This is a genomic window from Corallococcus sp. AB032C (genome assembly GCF_003668935.1).
GTDB classification, from domain to species: domain Bacteria; phylum Myxococcota; class Myxococcia; order Myxococcales; family Myxococcaceae; genus Corallococcus; species Corallococcus exiguus.
Genome location: NZ_RAWP01000223.1, coordinates 1 through 3,884, shown reverse-complemented (window position 1 = coordinate 3,884; position 3,884 = coordinate 1). Strand labels below are relative to the sequence as shown.

Sequence of the window (3,884 nt, the reverse complement as noted above, 5' to 3'; positions counted from 1 at the left end):
ACCCGCACTCGCGCATCGGGGAGCTGCTGCCCCACGAGTGGAGACTGCGACGCACCGCCGACCCGCCCGAGTCACCCCTCCAGCCCAGTCCCTGAACAGCTCACTCCTCGCGGCGCTCGCCGAGCACAGTCGGGGCCTGTCTTCAAGCGTCCCGGCACGTCACTGGCCGGACGGTTACCGTTTGCCACCACCTCCAGCACGGACTCGGACGCCGCGGGGGCCGTCGCCACCTGCACCGGCAACAGTCGCACCGGCTCGGCTCGCGCCTCCCCAGCCCGCCGCCTGCGGTACACCCACGACTGCAACGTGCTCAGCCGCACGCCCCGCGCCAACGCGAACTCCCGCTGCGTCTGCCCGCTGGCCTCGAACGCTTCTGCAATCCGCGCCCACTCCGGCTTCTCCACCTGCTTCGACATGCCCGGAAGCGTCCGCCGCGCGCCGCTACACCGGCAATGGCCTGCAGCACGTCGTTGGCCGGACGGTTACATCCCAACTCACGCATCGATGAGCTGCTGCCCACGAGTGGAAGCGGCGGCGTATTGCCGACCCGCCCGATTCACTCCTCCAGCCCAGCCTCTAAATCCTCGCGGCGCTCGCCGACCACGGTCCTCGTCCGTCTGCAACCGCTCACGCCACGTCACTGACCGGACGGTTGCTGCTCGGCCGCACGCCTCGCGCCAACGCGAACTCCCGCAGCGTCTGCCCGCCGGCCTCGGTGGCTTCCTCGACGCATGCCCACTCTGGCTTCTCCACTTGCTTCGCCCCCAGAAGCGTCTGCCGCGCACCGCCGCTCTAGCAATTTCTCCCGGCGTGTCATTTGCCGAGCTGTTTCGCCAGTGTCGGGCTTCAGTCCTTCCATTAAACTAGGCGTCCAATCGCTAGCCCACCTTGGCGAGATGCCGCAGCAGTCACTCGTCATTCCTCCCATGAAAAGTAAGTCTTAAGATTGTTGAGTTGATTACGCCTGGCTCGTCCAAGATGTTGAAGCTGCCCAATAATGATGCCCGGCGAGACCCCGACCCTCTTTGCATAATCACGCACCGCGTGCTTCTCAATTGGCAAGGTCTCAAGCTCAGCACGGAAGTTGCCTGGGATTAGGGTTCGCGCTGAAAAGTCATTCGCCTCTTGTTCCTGAAGGCTGGATACACCTTCCCCTTCCAAAAAAATCGCATCTTTGCTGTGCAATAGAAGGTGGCCAGCCTCATGGAAGAACGTAAACCAGAAATGATCATCCGAAAGATAGCGGAAGCTTAAAAGCAAGAGCGCTCTACTCGGTGAAAGAAACCGAGTAGCACCACTCGCACGACATCCTGTCGGCGACCTGACAATCGCAACGGCCACGCCACTCTCAGAGCAGGTTCTCACCAGTTCGGGAATGAATAATTCTGGTTTTCGCGTACGAGTCAGCTTGCGGAGTTCATGCAGTGACTCCGAAAACAGTCTTGCATTCCATGGCTTGCAATCAATTGACGCGCTTTCAATCTCTCCTTGGCGCAACCACGCAGCCACCGCACCTGGTTGTTCAGCGAATTTGGGTGAGGTTCTAAATGCCGCCTGCTCAAGCACGCCACGATAAGTTGTCCGCCACGTCGCTATATCGCGCACATTGAAGAAACGCATGCATGCGTCAATGAGTTCTGATGCGGATTTGCCACCTTCAATCCATCCCCGCTCGGTCATGTCCTTCACGGGCAACTCACCCAGCCACTCAGTCAATTCTTTGAGGTGAGTCTGGCCCGCATTGCGGCGGATTGCATCACGATACTGGGCTTCGCGTCGCATCCAGAACTTCGCGGATGCCCCCAGAACGCTGGATATTCGCCCTGCCAACTCCTCATTAATGGCGAGGCGCCCATGAATTAGATCCTCCGCATGCTCAAGAGTGCACCCCAATCGCTTGGAAAAATCGCCATGCGACAAAAGCCGCTCCTTAAGAATATCCAAAATCGTGTCGCCTGGAGGGGAGGCCCAGTCTGGATTAAATGTGGTCATGGCGTCGGTGGGGGCTATGGCTATCAAAAGAACATTATTTTAAATGCCTATGCTCAGAACCTTGATGCGCTCTACTTTTCCCCAGTTCACCGTTCCCGTTCTCGAAGTTGCAGTCGCGTGGTGGCCTGCGCAAAAAACAAGCTGAATCCCGTCGCAGAGCTCAAGTGCAATGCGATCGTTATCGAGTTTCCGCGGTCGGCCAGCAATAATCTCATCAACAGATGCTGCGGCACTCAAGTCTGCAAGACGGTGTTTTAACTTTTCGGCCACCTTTACCCCTAACTTGCGTTGAGCCATTCGCTCATTTTCACATAGTTCACGGAGCAACTTCGTGGCGAAGGCAAGATCCACTTTGTGCGACTCGCTCTCGTCAAATAAAGATAATCACACCAAGGAGACAATGGGACCGCAGCGCGAAAATGAGAACTGCTTGCAATGCAGGGCTGTTAACTTCTCCCCTGGCTCTGGTTGGTTGCTTAATTTTTTGACTTGGCCATCCTCACTCAGCAAGGACTCTGCCAAAGGACCGCCTAGCGATACTTCAAGGTTCTGGGCTATTAATAATTGCCCAGGAAACCAGTTTGACGCCCGCGCTGAAGTCGTGCCCACTCTGTCTGAAAGGGAAGGACAGTCTGAGCGGCTTATGTTGCCAGTGCTTCAGTAAGAATCCAGTCCCTGGGCATGAATGCCCCCGTCGAGCGATTGGTGACGCAGATGATTTTTTTGTCTTTTATGATTGACCGGTCAAATGCAGCAAGGAATAGATCCTGTTCCTTGCCTCGACGCTTAATGTCTGTTGGGCCACCAAGACTCTTGCCATCATCGATGAAGTGCCGACTGACGCTGAAGTCCTCTGTCAACAAAATCAACCTGGTGCGCGGCAACTCATCGGCCTTGAATTCACGCTCAATTTCAAATACGTAGTCGCCCGAGTATTTTCGATATACTGGTGCGTAGACACATTCGCCAATGTGCGCGCGGTTGAAGATGATTCTCGTCTCTTGTTCGCCCCGCAGCAATTGAAACATCGTGCGAAAGCTGGCTTCTTGGTATTGACGCTCGGACGTCTCGGAGTCCTTGTTGGAATAGTAGGTCAGCTTAATTGGCTTCTGATAGTGAATTGTTAGGTGGTAGCCACAGCGATGCTGAATGCCATCGAGCAGCTCATTCTTGCCAAGACGATCGATGCCCTCTATCAGGAACTTGTTGGGAGTGGTCATAGTTGGCAGGGAGTATACCGCTTACCTGTAGGATCCAGGAGCCTATTCGTTCTTCGGCGTCCTCCGGCCCAGGGAGCCCTGCGCCCCTCTCTTGAAGAGATGAAGGGACTTGGTGATCGGGTTTGGTTTCCGAGCCCTTGCTGCGGCGGTCACAGATGCTGAGCGTGCGGAGCAAGTAGCGCAGCCCTGGAACGCGCTGCCCGCAGCCTGAACGACCGATCGTGAGTCTCGAACGGTCTCAAGTTGCGCGTCGAGCAGAGGCGGCGCGCAGCAAGGGACTGGCGGACTTCTGAGTGTTCCGCGCGTCGAGGTAGGCGTCCACCTCGGTCATGAGCGCCTCCATCTTCTTGCAGCGATGGTTGCGGGTGACGTTGGCGTGCAGTAACCGTCCGGCCAATGACGTGCCGTGAGGGATTGCCGGGGGAGCGGTTCGCGGCGGACGCTTCCGGGCATGTCGAAGCAGGTGGAGAAGCCGGAGTGGGCGCGCGTCGCGGAAGCGTTCGAGGCGAGCGGGCAGACGCAGCGGGAGTTCGCGTTGGCGCGGGGTAACCGTCCGGCCAGTGACGTGCCGGGACGCTTGAAGACAGGCCCCGACCGTGCTCGGCGAGCGCCGCGAGGAGTGAGCTGTTCAGGGACTGGGCTGGAGGGGTGACTCGGGCGGGTCGGCGGTGC

General features: G+C 57.9%; 4 protein-coding genes. All 4 read right to left on the bottom strand.

Annotated features, from left to right (window positions below; translation table 11 throughout):
* Positions 1-71 precede the first annotated feature (71 nt).
* Entirely contained in the window at positions 72-416 is a 345-nt protein-coding gene (locus D7X99_RS44135) for a hypothetical protein (protein ID WP_233614217.1), read from the bottom strand.
* Between the two features lie 499 nt (positions 417-915).
* The gene (locus D7X99_RS41575; protein ID WP_147476423.1) at positions 916-1,992 is read right to left on the bottom strand and encodes an ImmA/IrrE family metallo-endopeptidase; all 1,077 of its coding nucleotides are present in this window, start codon (positions 1,990-1,992) and stop codon (positions 916-918) included.
* 39 nt (positions 1,993-2,031) lie between these two features.
* Positions 2,032-2,289 (bottom strand): killer suppression protein HigA, encoded by a 258-nt coding sequence (locus D7X99_RS42580; RefSeq protein WP_147476422.1) that lies wholly within the window; start codon positions 2,287-2,289, stop codon positions 2,032-2,034.
* Positions 2,290-2,633: 344 nt separating this feature from the next.
* On the bottom strand, positions 2,634-3,212 hold the full coding sequence (locus D7X99_RS42575) for a hypothetical protein (RefSeq protein WP_147476421.1): 579 nt from the start codon (positions 3,210-3,212) through the stop codon (positions 2,634-2,636).
* Between the last annotated feature and the right edge of the window lie 672 nt (positions 3,213-3,884).